Source organism: Bacteroides cellulosilyticus (genome assembly GCF_020091405.1).
Taxonomy (GTDB): domain Bacteria; phylum Bacteroidota; class Bacteroidia; order Bacteroidales; family Bacteroidaceae; genus Bacteroides.
Window position 1 is genome coordinate 1958854 of the sequence record NZ_CP081903.1, and the last position, 22105, is coordinate 1980958.

The window sequence follows — 22105 nt, forward strand, 5'->3', positions numbered from 1 at the left end:
AATGAAAATATGATAACCTTTCTGAGTGAAGCATTCCGTTCTTCGATATTTGTAGTTACTTTGCTAGGAATTGGAGCGGGACTATACGTCTTTTTGAGCAAGATAAAATCACTTGTTTTCTTCAATTGGGTAGATGTGTTTGTTTCAGTTGTGGCGTTGGGCTATTATTTCTTCCACTTTTCTGTTTCCAATTTGTGGACGATGGGCACTTTCTCCCTCCTCCTTATTTATTGGGCGATCCGGCTTATTCCCCGGTTGCCTTATGGCTTTTTGTATTTCGGGCTACTGGCGAGTACTTTTATATTGGCACTTACCGGCTATTTGCAATATGCCGGAATTGTTTCGGCGAATCATCCTTATTTTGCGGTAACCGGTCCTTATGACAGTCCGGCTATCTATGGAGGCGTGATGTGTTTGTTGTTAAGTATCCTTTTTACTTGGTGTCTGCATACAGGCTATCGGAAGCACTACAAGTTTCTTTATATAATCACGGTTTTAATGGGAATTATTTGTTTGCCGGTATTTATCATTATCGGTTGCCGGGCGGCATGGGTCGCTCTTTTGATGGTTGTTGCCCGTTCTGTATACCTGTCTCGTTTTCGTTGTGGCAATGATTTTTTTGCCTGGTTTCGTTCTCATGCCGTTTTTCGGGTTTTGATACCTCTTCTCATTATCCTTTCCGTTTATGGACTTTACCGGTTTAAACCGGATTCTGCTGACGGAAGAATACTGATATGGAAAGTTACGCTAGGTATGGTAAAAGAGAAACCGTTAACCGGATTCGGCCCGGGAGGATTCACTGCCCATTATATGCATTACCAAGCCTCTTATTTGGAGGAAGGGGGGACGCCTCGCGAAAGATTTCTGGCTGATAGTAACCATTTGGTATATAATGAGCCTTTACGTTTGATGGTAGACTACGGGGTGGCAGGTTTCTTATTATACGCCTGTTTCTTATACATTGCGCTAATCATTCCCCGCAAAAAAGATGTGGTAACTTTATCAGCCCAATCGCTTTTAACGGGCTATTTAATTTGGGGTTTATTTGCTTATCCCGATCAGACGTTCCCTATGCAGGTAATTGCTCTGATAGCCTTGGCATGTTTATCTCATCGTTGCAGGAAGCCTCTTTGGGTTTTCCGGTTAGCTGCTCGCACCTGTAAAGTTTTGCAGATGGTTCTGCTGATAGCTGCAATAGGACTTGCCTTTACATTTACGGAGAAATATAGGTGTCATCGGAAATTCTATCAGATCATGAACGCTTACTCTTCAAACCGATTGGATGAGTCCGTTAAGGAATTAGCAACGATGGAGAGTATAATGCAGGATGAATCGGCTTATTGGATATATTATTGTATGCTTCTGAATAAGATAAAGTCCGATTCGGTCCTATTGGATAAGATAGTCAGATGGGAAGAATTATATCCTACTCCCGACACTTATATTATGAAGGGGGACCTTTGGCAGCGCATGGGGCAGTATGACAAGGCAGAAACCGCATACTTGCTTGCCAATTGGATGGTACCCTCGCGACAGCGTGCCCGTAGTAGGTTAGCGTTACTTTATCGGAGATTAGGACGGAATGAAGAAGCGATGTGCATAGCTCATGAAATTCTGACTGAAAAGGTCAAAGTCTACGGATTTCAGACTCATAAGATACATGAGGAATTAAAACGGATTTTCGAAAATCAAATTAAATAAATTATTAACTTAAAAAACAAAGACTTATGAAAAACAAGAAACTGCAAAGAAGATTGTATTTTCTGGGAGGATTATTCCTCTTGAGCTTTTTGATTTATTCGTGTCTATCGGATGAAACATTCTCCGGTAGCGATGATAAATCGGAAGATGAATCCGTATTAGGAGAAAATACGGAACTAACTGTTTCAAAGGCGGAACTGTGGTATAATGCCAATAATCCGCAAGTTACGAAACTTCGTTTCTCTAATTTTCAAGAAGAAATTCTAATCAGACCTCAATGGTCGAAAGCAAAGGAGCGCCGAAAGGGTGATTGTGAAATAGTGGAAACGCCTTTATTGGTGGATGGAAGTGCTATTTTTATGGATTCGGAAACCTTAAAAAATGATTTAAAAATCAGTCAGAAGAAAATCCGGAACATTGTGCGGTTAATAGTCAGAAAGGATTTGAAGACCGGGCAGACACGCGACTTCATTATGATAATAAGAGGATCGTATGATTATTTGGCGAAAACGAATCGTTTAGGATATAATAATTATTTCCATCGTGAACCGGATTTTGATGGAGATATTTATTTCTATGAGGTAGGGCAAGGTCTGAGGAATGGATTTGAATTTCAATCTGGGAAATTGGTAGCGACCATTGCGCTTGGAATGGAAGAAAATTGTAATACTCGGACTAATGTACATTATTTAGAGGATTGTTACTTAAGGTATATAGACGTTGTAACAGGAGAATATTGTGACGATAATGTTAGTGGAGATGCTGAATTTGGAGGTTCTTTTTCTGTATGTGAAACTAATTATCGTACAGAGATTGTGCAGATTTGCCCTGGTGACCCTGTGCCGATAGAACCTTGGGAACCTGGACCTTGGGGGCCACATGATGATTCAGACTCTCACCCGCCAGTGTCTCCTGCTTGCGCTAAATCGGATGAGATGACTGATGATAATGTGTTCTTGGTTAAGATGTTTAATATATTTTCTGCTCCTTTAAATTGGAAAGATGAAGCACAGTTAAAGAATATCTTGAGTAGCGGTAGTGGAGACTATACGGAATGGATGGGGATAACAGATAATTATCATCATGAGATTCGTCCGAGTGTATATAAAGGTGGAGTAAGACTCTTATTCAAGGAAGAACAACTAGAAGGTAAGGTTTTTGATGAATGGTACCATATTCAAGCTCTTCCGGGGATAGGTATCCCTTTACTATATGACTTGAAAGAATTAGGAGTACAATTCCAAAAAGGTAGAATAAAAACAGACAACTTTGTTTATGGAATAATATCCCAATATGGATGTCTATGTATGATGATTACTAGTGCTGGTGAATTTGATAGGTTTACATATGCATTGAAAAGGGGAGAATTAGATGCGGAATATAATAAATGTATTCAGGAAGGGAATGGTAAGCCCGAGAAACAGAGAATAGGGTTGTTTATAAAATTCCTTGAAGATAACTATGCTGGTCTAACCTTTATATATGGTTATCCTGATCCTAATAATTTTAAAGGATTCTATGCGCAGACTATTGATTCTGATAATATTATGATAAATGATTCCTGTGAATAGCAATATTGGAGTTACTACGTATTAGTCAGTGGAAAAGGATGCGGAGAAAATACATATAATATGTTGTGTTTTCTCCGCTCTTATTATTAAATGGAAAATAGAATTTGGATAGAATTAAGTATTTTTATTCTATTTGCTTTTTTGGTTACTTGTTTCGAAATCTTCAATTTTGATTGTTCTCTCTGCGAATATCGTCACTTTTTCGATGAAACGGGCGCTTCTGGTGATTTTTGAATATTAATCGGTGATTTTTGAATGCCCTTCTCGTTATTCCTGCTTTACATTTGCACATAAATTTTCGTTTATGAGTTTGTCAGGCATCGCCCTTCAATTCTCAGCATACTCAAGGATTTATTTTGTTAGCTAATATAATAGAATCTTTTATTGTTAATTAAATTTAGTATTATGAAAAGAAAGAAGCTTATGAAAAAACAAAGCTGCTTTGTTGTTCTTCTGATGCTCCTCCTGTTATTATCTCCGAGAGCGTTCGCACAGCAACAAATGATTAAAGGACAAGTGCTGGACAACACTGGTGAAACCGTTATCGGCGCTACAGTCATGGTAAAAGGGACGGAGAATGGTACGCTGACCGACATTGACGGTAACTTCTCCATTCAAGGTAAGGTCGGCAGCACGCTGGTCATCTCTTTTATCGGTTATACCCCTCTTGAAGTCAAGGTGACGAAACTTGACGGTAATCGCTTCACATTGAAAGAAGATGTGCATCTGCTGGATGAAGTTGTTGTGGTAGGTATGGGGCAACAAAAACGTAGCACCATTACGGCTGCTGTGTCTACGGTAAGTTCCGATGCTATTGTCAACCGTCCGATAACTGACCTTACCAGTGCCCTTCAAGGTAACGTGGCTGGTTTGAACTTTGCCACGGATGCCGTTTCCGATGGTGTGGGTGGTGAAACAGGTGCCGAAATCAAATTCAATATCCGTGGTATAGGTTCCATCAATGGAGGCGAACCTTACGTACTGGTAGATGGAATTGAACAAAGCATGCAGAATGTAAATCCTAATGATATTGAAAGTATCAGTGTGTTGAAGGATGCTTCGGCTGCTGCCGTCTACGGAGCTCGTGCCGCCTATGGTGTGGTATTGGTCACCACCAAGAGTGGGCGGAAGGAGAAAATGCAGGTCTCTTATCGTGGAACATTCGGCTTCAGTGCGCCTATCAATATGCCGAATATGATGAACTCAGTTGAATTTGCTAATTATGTGAACGAACGTTGCGACAATATGGGCGTGAAACATAAAATCTCTGACGCGCTTATTGAAAAGATGGAAGGATTTATGAAGAGTCCTTATTCTGCTGAGTTCCCGGGGATCGACCCCAATCAAAATAAAACGGACTGGGCTTCTTCAATGGATGCGGTATATGCCAATACAGACTGGTTTGATCATTATTTTAAAAGCACCACTATGCGTCATTCACATAACCTGAGTGTGATGGGAGGTTCGGATAAAATCAATTACTATGTGGGGCTGGGATATATTTATCAGGAAGGTCTGTTAGACAAAGTGGATGATAACCTCAGTAAATATAATGTGAATACGAAATTTGAAATTAAGGCTAAAGAATGGTTAAAGTTCAACTTCAATAATAACATCACATTGAATATTTTGAAACGCCCGATGCCTAATCAAACTATTTTCTATGCTACTCTTGGGAAAAGTCTTCCGAATGCCCCTACTCACTATCCGGTGGCCTCGCAGTATAACGATGCCTCAGAATTTAGGTATATGAAAGAATCACGCTACGTGCAGAACCGTATATCTGATGCAATGTCTTTCTCCGCTACTGTTACCCCATTGCTGGGTTGGGATATTATGGGGGAAATGAAAGTTCGTTTCGATGTGGAAGATAACAGCTTTAAGCGTGGATACCCTGCTTATGAGAAGCCTGATGGAGAATTGCAAGTGTATAAAGATACTCAACAAGGATATACCTATCCGGGGATGAATTGGCGAAGTTCTAAATGGGGTTCTTATACTCATGGCAATGCATTCAATTATTATCTGTCTCCGAATGTAATGTCCTCTTATGCCCATAGCTGGGGTGAACATTCTTTCAAGGCGATGGCAGGTTTCCAGATGGAGATGCAGGAAAACTCTAATGGATACTATTATGTAGATGGGCTTTTGTCCAGTGATATATTTTCAATTGCCAATGGCAATGGTAGCACTGCTATAGGAGAAGATCGTACCCACTGGGCTACGATGGGTATGTATGCCCGAATGAACTGGAACTATCAGGATACGTATTTTTTGGAATTCAGTGGACGTTATGACGGTTCTTCCCGTTTTGCTCCGGGGCACCGTTGGGGATTCTTTCCTTCTTTCTCTGCTGGTTATGATATTGCCCGTACAAATTATTTCAAGGAGTTGGATCTTCCGTTTTCTCAATTAAAGGTACGTGTTTCTTACGGACGTTTAGGTAATCAGAATGGTGCCGGACTTTATGATTATCTTGGAATCATGGATTTAGTTCCCGGTTCAAGCGATGCATGGATATTACCAGGGCTAAATCCTGTTCCTGCTCAAGGGGTACTTGCTAAAACGCCTAAGATGATCAGTCCTTATATCACATGGGAAAAGGTAGATAATGCTAATTTAGGTATCGACCTGATGCTTCTGGATAGTCGGCTTTCTGTTACTGCCGATTTCTATCAGCGTACGACGCGTGATATGATTGGCCCGGCTGAAGCAACTCCGGCCATTGGAGGTATTAGTAAGGATAATCGTGCCAAAGTGAATAATGCAACGTTGCGTAACCGTGGTTGGGAGTTATCCGTTAATTGGAATGATGAGCTGAAGTGTGGCTTTAGCTATGGTGTCGGATTCAATGTGTCCAATTATAAAGCTGTGATTACGAAGTACAATAATCCGGATGGAGTGCTTTATAATAATCATACAGGTCTGGCACGTAACAGAGGATATTATGAAGGAATGGATATAGGCGAAATCTGGGGATACGAGGCCGACGATCTTTTTATGACCAACCGTGAAGTGGATGAATACCTCAAAACGGTAGATCTCAGTTTCTTTAAAGCCGATAACCTATGGCAACGTGGTGACTTGAAGTATATTGATTCCAATGGCGATGGAAAGGTAGACCCGGGTAAAGGTACTCTGTCCGACCATGGAGATCTGAAGGTTATCGGTAATGCGACTCCTAAATACTCTTTCGGTATCAATCTGAATGCAGGATATAAAGGATTTGAAGTATCTGCCCTCTTCCAGGGAGTTGCCAAAAGACAGTTCCCGATGGCAGGTGGTAATTATTTATATGGTGGCGACTGCTACTTCAAAGAACATCTTGACCATTTCAGTGCTCAACAGCCTGACGCATACTTACCGCGCTTGGTTGACACGAATACCCAGGACTTTGAAGCGAATACTGGTTATAACACAACCCGCTATTTGCTGAATGCAGCCTATATACGTTTGAAGAATTTGATGGTATCTTATACTTTTAAACCTCAAATGCTGAAAAGTATCGGACTGAGTAATTTGAAAGTATATCTCACTTGCGATAATCTGTTCACAATTTCTAAATTACCGCAACAGTTTGACCCGGAAACTATTAATCAGGTGAATAGTTGGGTCGGAGGTAGTAATGATGCCGCCCCTGCATTGACCTCACCTTTGAAAGCTAATGGTAACGGCAGGGTTTATCCAATGAACAGGAACTTCGTATTTGGAATTGATGTCACATTTTAATTAGAGAGGAAATATCATGAAAAAGAAAATAATCATCCTAACAGCTTTTATGGGGCTGATGTTGTCCGCTTGCTCCGATTTTCTGGACCGGAAGCCGTTGACGCAGCCTGATAACACGAATTTCCTGTCAGGTCGTGAACAGGTAGAGAACTATATTAACGCTTTATATACAGCATTGGCGGTTCCCACGCAATTTGGAATGGGAGTCAGAGGCGAAGAAGTGAATAGCGATAACATTTTGGCGGAGAAGTATGACAGACGTTTGAATGGTGAAAATACTCTGTTCAGTGGTTCGGATAGTTGGTCGAAAGGCTATCAGAATTTGCGTAATGTCAACTATTTCTTTGAGTATTACAAAGTTCCTGAAACTTTGGAAACAGCCGAAGTTCGTTCGCTCAAAGGAGAAGCTTACTTCTTCCGTGCTTATTGGCATTTCTATTTACTCACCCGTTTTGGCGATATACCCGTTATGGATGGATTCTGGGACGCGAATGCAACGGTCGAGGGATTACAAATACCCGCTACCAAACGTTCGGATGTTGTCCGGTTTATATTGAATGACCTGAAGGCAGCCATCGGACAAATTCCGGAGGCACGGGCAGAACTGCTTCCTCGTGGTAAATATCAAGGATTGCGGGTCAGTAAAGAGGCTGCCACTATTCTGGCTATGCGGGTTGCGCTCTATGAAGGTTCGTGGGAGAAGTATCATAAAGGGACTGAATTTGCTAAGGAAGATAACTCCGCAGAGTTTTTTCAGGAAGTGTTGGACTGGGGTGACCAGCAATTATTCTCTTCAGGCTTGGCTCTGAATACGAAAGCGACGGATAAAGAGGCTATTAATACGGAGGATGCTTTTGCACATTTATTTAATAAGGATAATCTTTCCGAAATTTCTGAGGCTGTCTTATGGAAGAAGTATGATATTAATTCTGGTATTTTCCACAAACTGAGCTCTTTGCTTGCTGCAGGTGTAGTAGACGGTCAAGGCCCTTCAGGCTTGTCAAAATCGTTGGTAGATAACTTTTTGAATGCAGATGGCACTTTTATTGACCCCAACGACGAGAAATTCAAGGATTTCAATAAGACGTTTGAAGGACGGGATGCGAGATTGCTGGTGACTGTGATGCATAGTGGATGCAAATACCGTTCATCATTAGCTTCCAGTTCGTCGAAACCGATGAATGTGCGAGCCTATGATGAAACGGGCAGCGAAGAAGAAGTTAAGGAAAAGAATGCCGATATCGTATCTCCTAACCTGAATGGTGATGGCAATAGCAAGAGTGTGACCGGATTCCATATTCGTTTAGGCATTGATACGACTTATGTGGCTGATAACTCTCAGACGGGTATCATTTTATTTCGTTATGCAGAAGGTTTGCTTTGCTATGCGGAGGCTGCAGAAGAACTAAATAAATGTGATGATAGTGTGTTAGAGAAAACATTGAAGCCACTACGCGAAAGAGCGGGAGTGACGTATGTGAAACCGACTTTGGTTGACCCGAACTTCCCCTTTACCGGACTTACTCCCGTGTTGCAGGAGATCCGTCGTGAAAGGCGTTCGGAGCTCTCTCTTCAGGGATTCCGCCTGGACGACTTGATGCGTTGGGCGGGTGCCGATGTACTAAAAGGAGCAAAGGGGCGTGGCAGAGGTGCCTATCTGGGCGAAGATGGCATTCTGTATAAGAGTTTCTCACCTGATGGACGCAAATCATTAAAACTGGTATTGAAAGATAATGATGGCTGGATGGATCCATTGAAAGAATATCTGCCCGAAGGATATCTTTTCAATCTGAATCGGGATTACTTGATGCCGATACCGGCTGATGAATTACTGATGAACCACAAGATGATACAAAATCCGGGTTGGTAAAAATACGGATGAATAAATATTTAATTTCTAAATAAACCATATTGTTATGATAAAAAGAATTCTATATACGTTTTTATCTGCTTGCTTACTATCCACAGGTTTTGCAAGTTGCGATGACGATGCGATGGCTCCGTTGCCGGAAAGCGTCCCGTTGATAGTGGAGGCAAATGGAAAAAGTTTTGTGATGGGAGATAAGTTAGTTCTTACCATCAAAGTGAACGACGCGGACAATCCGGAGTCGGTATCCAATGAAGATTTTGATGTTTATCTGACCGCTAAAGATGGAGAAACGGATGTATCGAAAGCTGTATTCAAGGATTTTCCTTCGATGGTTACTTTTCCGAAGGGGGTAAGTGAATTGAAGATTGAATTGCCGGTGGTAGAAAGCGGCCTTAAACCCCAAGAAAAAGTGTATGTAAACGTACTGGCTTTTGTACGAGGGTATAAAGTGACTGATCCTTCTCTGTCTATCGTTGTCTCTGATCACAATTATACCGTGGTATCGTTGAAAAACAATGCGGACAATGAGATTAACGAAGGTGACAAGTTCACTATTCAGGCACAGGTTTCTGTTCCGGTGACGGATGATGTGGATGTCAACATATCCATCCCCGATGCACAGAAAGTTTTCTATGAAACGCTGCCTCCTGCCAAACTGACTATCAAAGCCGGCGAGCAATTGGCGGAAGCGGTAGTCAAGACCAAACATAATCCCGATCCTTCGCAGCACGAAACATTGGTACTTGATTTCACGACTCTTTCCGGTGTTCATCCATTGGATAAGACAAGAATCGAGATTTTGATGAAAGACCTCGAAGTAGGTAGAGGAGACAGGCTGCTTGACGAACGCTGGGTATATGACAGACCTGCAGTTCCGTTTGCTTCGAGTGGTAGGCAGGCGGCTGTGGCCGACCAGTACGGGGAAATTATTCCGATGAAGGAAATGAACTCGCATCCCAATGCGGATTTGGCTGCTGAAGGTTGGAAGTTCTATAACGCATGGGAATTCCATAGTGTAGGCAACTCCGGTGATATGTGGAATGATGGTAACGCATTCAAGAATAAAGTGCCTCTCTTCCTGGCAGCCCGTAACACGGCGGTTGCCCAGAATCATGCAGCTGTCTTTAATGAACAATTCTCTAATATTACGGAAGAAGGAATTCTGAAGATGATTCAGATGAAAGTGCCGTCAACGGCTACAGGTGGTGGAAAGGGAGAGAGAGACTATGGTACGGCAGCGTTCTATGCATGTGGTACAGGTTCTCCTTGGAAGTCCAACAGCCAGCTGATACTGGAAGGTTGCAGAATGGAAGTCCGTGCCCGTCTTCGTGGTGAAAAAAATGGATTCAATATGGGTATATGGCTGATGTCGGATGATTCAGGGTCAAGTCCTACTTATTCGGAAGTGGATATTCTTGAAAATCCGGTTGGTCCTATCACCGGTAATAAAGCATTCCAGACTTTCCACTATGGGCTTTCTGCAAATGAGAACAAGGGTAGCAAATCTGCTCAGAATTCGATAAATATGAATGATTGGAATGTTTATTGGATGGAATGGCGCTCCGGCGAAGAAATTGCATTAGGTATCAATGGTGTAGAAACCGTATGCCTGAAGAAGAGTGAATGCAGTGAGGAGGATTGGACCTTCACCAATGCCAAGAACCAGAAGGGACTTAAATTCATACTTACCATGGGCGCACCCAACAAGTGGGCACTTGGCGGTGGTACGGAAACCGGTGGCGTATGGGCTCCCGACGCAGGTTGGGATTCCGGCTTTGCAAGCTTCAACAACTATGAACGGGATCGTGATAACGATGCTATTCCTCGTCTGGAAATTGACTGGGTTCGTACCTACATCAACAAAGCTTCGGTTGCGGACTATGAACAGGGGCAGACCAAGAATGGAACCAAATTCTATTAATAGGTAGTTTTATTATAAATCATCCGGGAGGAGGGCTCATCGGAGTTCTCTCCCGGATGATTCTTTTTAACCCGATTGCCATGAAGAAAAACATCTTAATCATACTTATGGCGTTGCTGCCTTTGGCGGGTATGTGCGCTGACGACTTGACACCAACCCCCATCTCAATAGTTCCCAGCCCGGTGCGCATCGTGCCGGGCAACGGGAACTTTACTATTTCGGCCGGAACTGTGTTCTCCGTAGAGAATCAGGAACAGGCCGCCATCGCTCGCAATTTTATCGGTTTGTTTACGAAAAGTTCAGGGATAACCCCTCAGTTGACAATGGGTAAGAGTGAGAAGAGTCAGCTCCGTTTTACGACTGACTCTTCTTTTAAAAGCGAAGCGTACTTACTGGAAGTTACTCCGGAAGACATTCAGGTCAAAGCTTCGGATACGAAAGGATTCTTTTATGCGTTGCAAACCCTCCGTTTGTTGCTGCCTGCGGCTATTGAAGGCAATCAGCCGGTGAAGGATATGGTCTGGAGCATACCCGCAGTGACGATTCAGGATGAGCCGCGCTTCCCTTACCGGGCATTGATGCTGGACGCCGCCCGTTTCTTCATTCCCAAAGAAAATGTAATGCGCATTATGGACTGCATGGCGATGCTTAAAATCAATACGCTCCATTTCCATCTGACGGATGACAATGGCTGGAGAATTGAAATCAAGAAATACCCCCGGCTGACGGAAGTGGGAGCCTGGAGGGTCAATCACATGGATGTTCCCTTTTATTTCCGGCGCAACCCGCAACCGGGGGAGCCTACGCCTATCGGAGGATTCTATACCCAGGAAGACATTAAAGAAATGGTGGCTTATGCTGCTGAACGGCAGATAGAGGTGATTCCCGAAATTGATATGCCGGCTCATAGCAATGCCGCGCTGGCGGCTTATCCGGAATTTACCTGTCCGGCTGTGAAGGGTTATATCGGAGTGATACCGGGACTGGGTGGAGGCAACTCAGGAGTGATTTACTGTGCCGGAAAAGATAGTGTCTTTACTTTCCTGCAGGATGTGCTGGACGAAGTGATGGCATTGTTCCCTTCGCGATATATTCATCTGGGAGGCGATGAGGCTCAGAAAGTCTATTGGAAAAAGTGTCCGCTCTGCCAGGAGCGGATGAAAAAAGAGCACCTTGCCAATGAAGAAGATCTGCAAGGTTACTTTATGAAACGGATGAGTGAATATGTACGGGGCAAAGGTCGGGAAGTGATTGGCTGGGACGAACTGACAAACAGTAGTTTCTTACCCGAAGGAGTGGTTATTCAGGGGTGGAGAGGACTGGGAGCGGCAGCATTGAAAGCCGCTGAGAAAGGACACCGATTCATTATGACGCCTGCACGAATTATGTACTTGATCCGATATCAGGGCCCCCAATGGTTCGAGCCCCAGACTTATTTCGGAAACAATACGCTGAAAGATATCTACGATTACGAACCAGTACAGGCGGATTGGAAGCCGGAATATGAGTCGTTGCTGATGGGAGTGCAGGCATCCATGTGGACGGAATTCTGCAATAAGCCGGAGGATGTGGATTATCTGGTGTTTCCCCGTTTGGCAGCGCTGGCGGAAGTGGCATGGACACAGCCCGGGGCGAAGGATTGGGCGTCGTTCCTGCGGGCATTGGATGTGTATGACGAGCGTCTGACGGCCAAGGGAATCGTCTATTCCCGTTCCATGTATAACATTCAGCATACGGTGACACCGGAAGATGGAGTGTTGAAGGTGAAACTGGAATGTATCCGCCCGGATGTGGATATTCACTATACGGTGGATGGCCGTGAACCGACAGCGGCTTCACCGCTCTATGAAAAAGAATTGACTGTCGAAGAAGAACGGACACTTAAATGCGCTACTTTTGCACAAGGCAGGCAGATGGGAAAGACACTGACACTTCCCATCCAGTGGAATCTGGCTACTGCCAAACCTGCATTGGGAAGCAATCCGAGTGAGAAACTCCTGACCAACGGAATACGTGGGAGCCTGAAATATTCGGACTTTGAGTGGTGCTCGTGGACCAAGAACGATTCTGTTTCCTTTACGGTGGACTTGCTAAAGAAAGAAGTTCTGAATACATTCACACTGGGATGTATCACAAGTTCCGGAATGGCTATACATAAGCCGGTAACCGTCAACGTGGAGATATCGGACGATAATTGTAACTTCAGGAAAGTCGGTACGCTGAATTTCACATCTCAGGAGGTGTTCCAGGAGGGAAACTTTATAGAAGACCTGGCACTGGAGATGGGAGGCGTGCAGGCACGGTATGTGCGTGTGACCGCCAAAGGGCCCGGAGTTTGTCCGGAAGGTCATGTACGTCCGGGGCAGGAGGCGAGAATACTTTTTGATGAGATGATAATCGAATAAAAGCCGGAAATATAAAACAGATTTTTTACAATGAATAAACTTTCAGAGAATAACACACGGTTGGCCTCGTTGGATATCCTCCGGGGTTTTGACCTGTTTCTTCTTGTCTTTTTCCAGCCGGTGCTTTGGGTGCTGGCACGGCAGTTGGATGTGCCGTTCCTTAATGGCATCCTCTATCAGTTCGACCACGAGGTTTGGGAAGGGTTCCGTTTCTGGGATCTTGTGATGCCGCTTTTCCTGTTTATGACGGGAGCTTCGATGCCTTTTTCGCTGTCGAAGTACAAAGGTGTTTCCGGTAGTTATTGGCCTGTTTACAGGAGGATTCTTAAACGGGTGGCTTTGCTGTTCATTTTCGGGATGATAGTTCAGGGAAATTTGCTTGGGCTGGACAGTCGGCATCTGGTTATTTATTCGAATACATTACAATCCATTGCCGTCGGTTATTTTATGGCGGCGGTAATACAGTTGCATTTTTCATCCAAGTGGCAGGTGGGAGTAACCTTGTTGTTACTCCTCCTGTATTGGACTCCCATGACCTTCCTGGGCGATTTTACACCGGAGGGAAACTTTGCCGCTCAGGTGGACAAATGTGTGTTGGGGCGCTTCCGCGATGGGGTTTATTGGAATGAAGACGGGAGTTGGAGTTTCTCGCCCCATTACACGTATACGTGGATATGGAGTAGTCTGACCTTCGGAGTTACCGTGATGCTGGGCGCTTTTGCCGGGAAGATAATGAAGGAAGGGAAAACGGATCGGAAGAGAGTGGTGCGGATATTGTCGGTGGCCGGACTGGTACTGGTGGGACTGGGACTGTTGTGGAGCTTGCAGATGCCTGTCATTAAGCGCTTATGGACAGGGAGTATGACGTTACTCTCCGGTGGTTATTGTTTTCTGCTAATGGCGTTGTTTTATTATTGGATAGATTATAAAGGACATACCCGTGGACTGGCTTGGCTGAAGGTGTATGGCATGAATTCCATTACGGCCTATCTGCTGGGCGAGGTGGTGAACTTCCGTTGTGTCGCCGCTTCGGTGAGCTATGGGTTGGAGCAATATCTGGGGACGTGGTATCCCGTATGGCTTACTTTTGCTAACTATCTGATTCTCTTCTTACTGCTGAGGGCTATGTACAAGTGCGGATTATTTTTAAAGGTTTAATGAAATGATAATTATTCAAGTAAGATAGTATGATGAAACACTTTTATATTCTTTCAATGCTGCTTTGGGGCTGGTGCCTTTCTATGACGGCGGCTGATACTAAAGAAGTCTATATCACCCGTACCGGAGATGTGGTGACGATTGGAAATGAGTTTCTGGCCCGTGAGTTTTCATTGGCAAACGGACGGGTTAGTACGCGAATGGTTGTGAATAAACGCACGGGAAAGAATCCGGTCCGGATTATTCCCGAGGCAGCTTCCGAAGAGTTTCTTATCCGTACACTGGTGGGACCCGACTCTGTGGCGGCGGATATCTGTTCGTCAAAACTTTCACTGGATGATGTGCAACTGGCAGATATGGAGAAAAATGGCAGGAAGCTAACTTTCCATTATAAGACTTTCCGGTTTGAAGGAGTGGACTGGCAGATAAATATGGTGTTCACTCTGGAAAAGGGGAAACATTATATGAAGAAGTATCTGGAGATTGCGGTCCCTGACTCCCAACGTAGCCAGGCACGTATCGACTATATTGATTTCGAGCCGATGAAACTGCCGGAAGGAATTGCCACCTGGACACATCCGGAGATGGAAAAAGGCGTAGGGGGAGTGAGTGGCTATTATATCTCCCTGGGGCAACCGGTATACGTGCAGGCTATGTTCTTCGGGCTTGAATTTCCGGCAGCGGAAACAGAAATCACTAAAGATAACACGGTGCGCATCCGTTACTATTCGGGCAAGAATTTTGAAATGCTTGCGGAAGAAGGTCGTTTGGAGGAAGGGACTTTCTCTACCTGGAAAGAGGTGATTGGCGCTACCCGTAGCACAGATATGGATGTCATCCAAACAGATTTCTTCAGTTATATCCAAGACATTTCCGTCCCGATTGACCTCCGCATACAATACAATTCATGGTACGATTTCATGTTGGACATCAATGAGAATAATATCCTCGATTCTTTCCGTGAGGTGGAACGTGGGTTGACGCAGAACGGCGTTCGTCCTCTCGACTCATACGTGGTGGACGACGGGTGGAATGCTTACGGACCTTGGCAGGAAGAGAATAAAACCGGGTTCTGGTCGTTCAACAGTAAGTTCCCGAATGAACTGGTCACTCCTTCGGACTTGTCGCATCGGCTTGCTTCCGACTTCGGATTGTGGCTGGGACCTCGTGGAGGCTATAATTATTATATCAAATTCGCCCGCTTCCTTGAAGAAAATGGAAACGGTAAACTGAACCGGTACACAAACGACATCTGCACCAATCACAAGGTGTACTTGCAAAAGATGAAGACCTTCTTCTTATATTGCCAACAGAAGTTCGGCGTAAACTACTGGAAATTGGATGGATTCCTGGTACGTGCCCCACAGCCCGACCCGCAAGGGAATTATATCTCCGGAGGATATCAGGGAATGTACTACGTCACGGAGCACTGGGAACGCTGGATTGACATTCTCCGGGCAATACGTGACCAGCGTGGCGAGAAACGGGATGACTTATGGATTAATCTTACTTGCTACGTGAATCCCAGTCCGTGGTTCCTGCAATGGGCCAACTCGGTCTGGATGCAGAACTCGCAGGATATTGGGAGGTTGAATGTGAAGCGTCCCTCTCAACTCGACCAGCTTTTATCGTACAGGGACGACCGTTATTTTGATTTTGTGAAGACCCGCGCTTTTCAGTTTCCTTTGGCGCATATCTATAATCACGATCCTATTTATGGTAGTACTGCCAAACTTGCCGGGAAGATGGATGATGACGAATTCCGTACCTATCTGATGATGATGGCCACTCGTGGCACTGCTTTCTGGGAACTTTATTATAGCTATAATATGATGAACGAGGGGCAGAAATGGGTGATAAATGCGGATGTGCTGCATTGGATTCAGGATAATTATCCGATATTGAAGCATGCCAAGTTGATAGGGCAGACGCCTGCGAAGGGCACTCCTTATGGCTTTTCTGCATGGTCCGATGGAGAAGGAATTATTTCAGTCCGCAATCCGTCGGATCAGGTAAAGAAATTCTCTTTTATACTGGATCGTACCATTGGAATGCCGGAGGGATTGAAAGGATTGTATCGTACGACTGTGTGGGCATATCGTACCGATGGACAGGGTGATTCTGGCAGGAATCATTTGTTCGGTTATGGTGAAGAGGTCTCATTAAGCCTGCAACCGGGAGAGGTGCGAATCTGGAAGTTCAGTACTACAGCTGATAAGAAAGTCCCTGTATTGCGAATGGTCAAGACTACTTCTCCAACGACTTTGACAGTAGAGTTCAATGAACCGGTGGTCTTGGATGAAGGGACGTTTATTGTTCCGGGGAATGAGGTGAAGAGCGTTTCGCTTTCTGCGGACAGGCGTATGGTAACTTTGACGTTGGCTCAAGAAATGGAGCAGGAGGGTAAGTATCGCTTGGATGTCTCAGGTGTGAAAGATGATGCTGGGAATGGCAAAGCGCTGCGGATGGTTTTCAACTATTTTGAGAACCAGGAAATACCGGCTTCGATAGGAGTTGTCGGCGGCAGTGATTTTAATCTTTCTTTCTGTTTGAAAACAGATAAATCAGGTGTTTCTTTACTGCATCAGGGGAAGGATTTATCGGTGGATTTAGATATTGACGGACATCTGGTGTTCATGGTTGGAGGACTGAAGGTGATATCCGGACAAGCAGTAAATAACAATAGTGAGTTTTTTGTATCGCTGTGCCGTGAGCGGAATGGGATGTTGAAAATTTATCTGAATGGTGAATTGGAGCAATCGGCTTATGATGTTGCTATCGTGAATCCGGACATTAAACCAGGGAAGGTCATCGTAAACTCTTCGTTGGGTAATGCTATCAGTCGGTTGAAGATAAAGAATAGGGCGCTTGATTATAAAGAGAACAAAAAGATGGCTTTGCCATTCTGACATTTTGTATATTTCATGGCTTTAGAATACGTTCTTTCGTCCTTCTTTATGGAATATATGAAAAGATTGGAACGAAAATCTGTAAGTGTTGGAAAATCACCGGAATATCAGATTATTTACAATTCTAATAAATCGGAGTACCCTCTTCAATTCGTTTCTTTATAAGGAAAGTGGTGTTTTTCTACGGTAAAAAGTGTGTTCCTCTACGACTCCTTACTGTGATCTTACATTAAACGGAGGTGTTTTTCTACGGTAAAAAGTGTGTTCCTCTACGATGAAGTTAACTCTTTGTTCGCAAGAAGTTAACTTCTTGTCGGCAGGAAGTTAAGAGTTTGTCGGCAAGATATTAGCTTTTTCTGCCGGATTAGTGCATAAAGGAGGTATATTATACGAAAATCCTGTATATGGATGCCATACTATATGCAGGATTTCTTCTGTTTCATCTCTTTTGTATAAAAGGGATTTAGCCTAAAAGGCTAAATCGTTGTCTTTATGATATCAAAACTGCGTAATGGATGTTTATTTGTATGGTAGCTTACATGTCTTCCATAGATAATCCCATATATTCTACCTGATAATCTTTTAGTCCGGAACTTTCAATGAAGAAACCGCCTATACGAATGCTGCTTTTTCTGAATATGGCAGATCACTTCTTGCGAAAAAGTTTGCAAGATGGGAAATCCTTATAAATTATGGATCTAAATGGAAATTGCGGAAATTATAAATGCCATTTATTGCTTTATCATTTTCTTGTTTCCCATCATAGATAACAGCTGTCCGTGTAATACGGTCTTTTAATAACTCTTGCAAATATTTCAGGTGTTTGAAGTAGTCGCTATTATAAGTCATACCTGCTTTGATTTCATACGCTTCTATATTATTTGCTTTCATTCGTATGACGTCCACTTCCCGTTGCGTCTTGTCCCGATAGAAATAGAGGTATTCTTCCTTTCCTTTATTAGTACCCTCTTTCATTGTTTCTGACAAGTCTCTATGTATTAGTCTATTATTATACATTTGGACAAATTTTAAGTTCAACTGAAAATTTGTCCAAATGTGCAATAAATATTTGATATTCAAAAGAAAGAGTTATTCTGTTTCAGATGCTTTTGCATTCCATACCAGCAACGCCAGCACTACTGACAACAGTGCCGCGCCAATCCAGAACCAATTGATATAGGTGAAATCATACACATCTGTTCCGTTCACTACGTTTTTTTGCCCTTCTATCAATATACCACTCATTACATCCTGTAATCCCGCACCGATGTAACTGGCGATGCCTACCACTCCGAGAGCGGCTCCCGAAGCATTGCGCGGGGCAATATCGACGGCCATCAGTCCGCCGAGGAAGCAAATCAATACTCCGATGCCAATACCGAAAAGTACCATTGCCAGAGCATCCAGCCAGAAGTGAACACCGGGAACCAATAAAAACAAGCAAAGCGCCAATACATTCGTTAATCCGAATATAAGTGCCGGTGCATTGCGGTGCCCCTTAAACAGTTTGTCTGAGATTACCCCGGAAAGCATGGTACCTATGATGCCACATACCGAACTGATAGAAATAATGAAACTGGCATCCAATGTTGAGTAGCCTTTCTGTGCCTCCAGATAAAATATTCCCCAACTATTCACCGCATAACGGCTGATGTACATGAATGCACTGCTGAGGGCAAGTATCCAGATTGCCGGATTCCTTAGGACAGCTTTCTGTGCACGGTTAAATTCTTTCGTTTCCAGTGCACTCATCACTTTCTTTTCTTTCGGTGCGTTGACCGGAGGAAGCCCCTTGCTTTCGGGTGTATCGTGAAAGAAGCGCCAGATAAGTAATGTACCTAATAGACCTACCATGCCTGCACCCAGAAATCCATAACGCCATCCGAGCACACTCACGACGGAGGCCACAATGATGAACGTCATTGCTTCACCTATGTTGTGACTGGCACTCCAGAAGCCATAGAATGAACCGCGTTCTTTGTCTGTGAACCAGCGTGATAACCCTACAACGCAGGATGCCGCTCCCATAGACTGAAACCAACCGCTGATACCCCATAATATGGCGAACAAGATGAACGAGTTTACAAAGCCCAGGCACAAGTTTACCAGTGCCGTCACCAGCAATCCCGTTGACATGAAGCGGTTGATGTTGCTTCTGTCCGCTAAGAAACCGTTGGAGAACTTACCTATGGCATAGGTGAAGAATAATACAGAACCAATAATACCTAATTCAGTTTCGGAGAAGATGCCTTCATCTACAATCGGCTTCTTAACGATGTTCAGGCTCAGACGGCATACATAGTACATACTATATCCGAGAGTTGCCGCAAGGAAAGTGGACCATTGCAGACGCTTCAACCGACGCTTTTGTTCGGGCAAAGATTCCCCGTTACAAGGTGCCGGAGCCGACACCTTGTAAAAATCAATGATATGTTTCAACATGCTTTCTTTTCTTTACTTGTGCAGTTTCTTATCCTTTAAGTATTGCAGCAATATAGCGGGACGGTCTGTCTGAATCAGTTTTGCTCCCTGGTTGATGATCCATCCCCAGCTCTCGTCCGGCTGATGCAGTTCTACGGCACGGTCATCATCATGTCCGCCACAAAGCTCGGGCCAGAGGGAGTTGATGAATATCTTTGCTCCACTGTCGTGGACCTTCTTGATGAGGCGCTGCACTTCGGGGCTGTCGTTATTGAAGACTAATTCAAAAGCCTGTGGCTTCATGTGTTTCAGATACCCGTCTATGATTGCTTCTGCTCCCTCTTTGTGTAACTGGATAACAGGCATGAAAATCATCTTATCCAGCACTTCGCCATTTTCGGCTTTCACTTGTTCATAGGGCAGGCTGGCTTTCATCACACATTGGTCTGCGGTGCCGGTTTTCTTTAGTACTTCATACGCATCTTTGAAGTAGTCATAGCCTTTGTCTACATTTACCATGATCTTGCCTTTACATAGATTCATGACTTCCTCAAAGGTAGGAATCTGATGCCGGGTTTTGATTCCGGCACCATTTTTCAGTCTCATGGCTTTCAACTCTGCCAGAGTATAATCCTCCGGACTTCCTTTACCGTTCATTGTGCGGTCTATCATTTTATCGTGCATCAGTACCAGGTGACCATCTTTTGTTTTTTTCAGGTCGATTTCCACCATATCTACACCCATATCGATGCAGTTCTGGATAGCCTGCAAGGAATTTTCCGGTGCATTGCGCCAATCGGCACGATGGGAAACAACAAGAACCGATTTAGTCTCCGGTTCCTTGAAGCTCTTTTCTATCTCTTTAAAATGTCCTTGGGCAAATGTTGCCAAATAAGCGATCAGTAATACTGATATTGATAATATCCTTTTCATATTCTATTTTTCTTTTGAGTTTTTTATTCGTTAAAGTTATTTTTTACGGGCGTTTCTCTTGTAGTCTCCACTCCGCATGGACCAACCTTGTTGTGCTCCTGTTGCATGGGTTCTGAGTGCGAATACCTTGCCTGGCTCTGATGATTTGGTAACATCGGTGCAAACGTAGATAAGTCCATTCTTATCAATAACAGGAGATGACCAGATGTTTGCTCCCAACTGAATTTCCTTATAACTCAGTTTTCCTTTTGAATTTAGTACATAGAAGTAGCCTTTTCCGTCACCGAAGTAAATATTCCCGGCATTGTCTATTGCAGGTACCGAACGAATTTGTCCTTGTGCCTTGAACTTCCAGACAGAGGTACCGTCTTCCTGAGTATAGCAAAGCATATCTCCGTCAGAATTGCCTACATACAAATATCCGTCGATACTCAGCGAGATACCGGAATTAGCGAAGGCTGAGGCTGAATATTGTTGCCATTTTACAGTCCCATCCGGATTTACAGCCATTACTATTCCACCATCCGCCGTTTCACCACATAGATAAATGGTGCCGTCTTCTCCTATGGCGGGAACTGAAGTACAAGTCTTTCCATATTCCACAGTCCATCTCTTCTTTCCGTCATTTTTGGCAAAAGCATAAAGTTTGCCACTATTGGAACAGATGTATACAGCATCATCGCCTATTACTGGAGTAGATTGCGTAGTCCCTTCACAATCGGCATTCCACTTTTCGGTCATACCCGGTGCCGCATTGATGGCAAATAACTTTTTATTGGCAGAGAAAAATACTGTACCATCTTTATCTATAGCCGGGCTACTGAACTTGGCTGTGGCACCCAGATCAAATGTTCCCAATGGTGCGGATGAACTGGCGGAGAAGGCGTATAGTTTCTTGTCATAGCTGCCCACATAGATAGTACCATCATCTGCTATTGCAGCCGAAGAACGGATTACGTCGCCCGAAGAATAATGCCAGACTTCTGTTCCATTGTTTATTACCCATATATTTTGCCCGCCGCGTGCATTGTTTGCATCGCAGCCTACAACGACATTTCCATGATCGTCGATGGCAGGAGATACATCCTGAAAGCCGCATGGTGTCTGGAATTCCCATGCTATTTCGGGTTCTACGTCAGCAGTAGACTTTTCTTTTACAGTGATAGTCTTACTGAATGTATTTGCATTCTGTGTCCCTTGGTTATCCCAGACGGATAAAGTCACTGTATATTCTCCGGCCGCAGAGTATTCCGTTATTGGAGATTGTTCTTCGGAAGAACTGCCATTGCCAAAATCCCATGCCCATTGGGCTATTTGTCCGTCCTGGTCGAATGACAAGTCTGTGAAAGCCACAGACTGTCCTTCCTGGACGATGACTTCACTTGCCTTGAAAGCCGCCACCGGTTTTATATTCACTTTATCTTCATCACTGCATGCCATCCATAGAAGTGCAGCCAGTATTATTAATATTGTATTTTTCATTGATG

12 protein-coding genes are annotated in these 22105 nt (G+C 43.9%); 8 read left to right on the forward strand and 4 right to left on the reverse strand.

Annotated features, from left to right (window positions below; all coding sequences use genetic code 11):
* Positions 1–9 precede the first annotated feature (9 nt).
* The 8 genes from K6V21_RS06705 to K6V21_RS06740 all read left to right on the forward strand — a co-directional run bounded on the left by K6V21_RS06705 (position 10) and on the right by K6V21_RS06740 (position 17264).
* A complete protein-coding gene (locus tag K6V21_RS06705) occupies positions 10–1701 on the forward strand; it encodes an O-antigen ligase family protein (RefSeq protein ID WP_217713031.1) in 1692 nt (563 codons plus the stop codon).
* A 26-nt stretch (positions 1702–1727) separates the two neighbouring features.
* Positions 1728–3272 (forward strand): hypothetical protein, encoded by a 1545-nt coding sequence (locus K6V21_RS06710; RefSeq protein ID WP_217713030.1) that lies wholly within the window; start codon positions 1728–1730, stop codon positions 3270–3272.
* A 405-nt stretch (positions 3273–3677) separates the two neighbouring features.
* Positions 3678–7001, forward strand: a complete 3324-nt coding sequence (locus K6V21_RS06715) for a SusC/RagA family TonB-linked outer membrane protein (protein ID WP_217713029.1) — start codon at positions 3678–3680, stop codon at positions 6999–7001.
* Positions 7002–7017: 16 nt separating this feature from the next.
* Positions 7018–8871 (forward strand): RagB/SusD family nutrient uptake outer membrane protein, encoded by a 1854-nt coding sequence (locus tag K6V21_RS06720; RefSeq protein ID WP_224321303.1) that lies wholly within the window; start codon positions 7018–7020, stop codon positions 8869–8871.
* 46 nt (positions 8872–8917) lie between these two features.
* Entirely contained in the window at positions 8918–10792 is a 1875-nt protein-coding gene (locus K6V21_RS06725) for a DUF5006 domain-containing protein (protein ID WP_224321304.1), read from the forward strand.
* Between the two features lie 80 nt (positions 10793–10872).
* Positions 10873–13197, forward strand: a complete 2325-nt coding sequence (locus K6V21_RS06730) for a family 20 glycosylhydrolase (protein ID WP_224321305.1) — start codon at positions 10873–10875, stop codon at positions 13195–13197.
* A 30-nt stretch (positions 13198–13227) separates the two neighbouring features.
* Positions 13228–14355, forward strand: coding sequence for an acyltransferase family protein (locus K6V21_RS06735; RefSeq protein WP_224321306.1), 1128 nt, complete (start codon positions 13228–13230; stop codon positions 14353–14355).
* A gap of 29 nt (positions 14356–14384) precedes the next feature.
* Complete coding sequence (locus K6V21_RS06740; protein ID WP_224321307.1) at positions 14385–17264, forward strand: Ig-like domain-containing protein; 2880 nt, start codon at positions 14385–14387, stop codon at positions 17262–17264.
* 690 nt (positions 17265–17954) lie between these two features.
* Here the strand turns inward: K6V21_RS06740 and K6V21_RS06745 are convergent.
* The 4 genes from K6V21_RS06745 to K6V21_RS06760 form a co-directional block, all read right to left on the reverse strand.
* A complete protein-coding gene (locus tag K6V21_RS06745; protein ID WP_224321308.1) occupies positions 17955–18281 on the reverse strand; it encodes a DUF4143 domain-containing protein in 327 nt (108 codons plus the stop codon).
* A 72-nt stretch (positions 18282–18353) separates the two neighbouring features.
* Positions 18354–19706 carry an MFS transporter gene (locus tag K6V21_RS06750; protein WP_224321309.1) on the reverse strand — a complete coding sequence of 451 codons (1353 nt, stop codon included), beginning with the start codon at positions 19704–19706 and terminating at the stop codon, positions 18354–18356.
* A 12-nt stretch (positions 19707–19718) separates the two neighbouring features.
* A complete protein-coding gene (locus K6V21_RS06755) occupies positions 19719–20618 on the reverse strand; it encodes a glycerophosphodiester phosphodiesterase family protein (RefSeq protein ID WP_224321310.1) in 900 nt (299 codons plus the stop codon).
* 36 nt (positions 20619–20654) lie between these two features.
* Positions 20655–22100 (reverse strand): PQQ-binding-like beta-propeller repeat protein, encoded by a 1446-nt coding sequence (locus tag K6V21_RS06760; protein ID WP_224321311.1) that lies wholly within the window; start codon positions 22098–22100, stop codon positions 20655–20657.
* Positions 22101–22105: the final 5 nt, after the last annotated feature.